The organism is Blautia sp. CAG:237, assembly GCF_000436615.1.
Classification (GTDB): domain Bacteria; phylum Bacillota; class Clostridia; order Lachnospirales; family Lachnospiraceae; genus Blautia_A; species Blautia_A intestinihominis.
This window is the reverse complement of the sequence record NZ_FR886735.1, coordinates 41,215-41,780: the sequence shown is the minus strand read 5'-3', so window position 1 is coordinate 41,780 and position 566 is coordinate 41,215. Positions and strand designations below refer to the sequence as shown.

Below are 566 nucleotides of genomic sequence, written 5' to 3'. Positions count from 1 at the left end.
CGGAGCTTGCCAGGTAAGTTGCTTATACATTTTATTTTTCATCAAGGAGGCAACAAACTCATGACAAAAGAAGAATTCCGTAAACTGACCGAAAATATCCTGATTCTGGATGGAGCTACCGGTTCCAATCTGATGGCGAGCGGCATGCCGCGCGGCATCTGTACCGAGACCTGGGTTATTGACCATAAGGATGTCATCCAGGATCTCCAGCGTGCCTATATCCAGGCTGGAAGCCAGGTCATCTATGCTCCGACTTTTGGCGGAAACCGTATGAATCTTGCCAAACATGGACTGACAGACCGTATCGAGGAGATCAACCGTACTCTCGTCGGATATTCCAGAGAACTCGCCGGAAATGGTGTCTACGTAGCCGGTGATATCACGACTTCCGGTTCTTTTATCACTGCAGATGGTAATTATACCTACACAGAAGCTTTTGATATGTACCAGGAACAGGTTCGTATCCTTGCCGATGCAGGCATTGACCTGATCGCAGCAGAGACCATGATCAACATCGAAGAAACTCTCGCCGCAGTCGACGCTGCAAGTTCTGTATGTGATCTTCC

At 48.4% G+C, this 566-nt stretch carries 1 protein-coding gene; it reads left to right on the top strand.

The annotated features are described in order from the left end of the window. Positions 1–60 precede the first annotated feature (60 nt). On the top strand, positions 61–566 hold a 506-nt coding region (locus QZL69_RS07405), incomplete at its 3' end, for a homocysteine S-methyltransferase family protein (protein WP_291518863.1).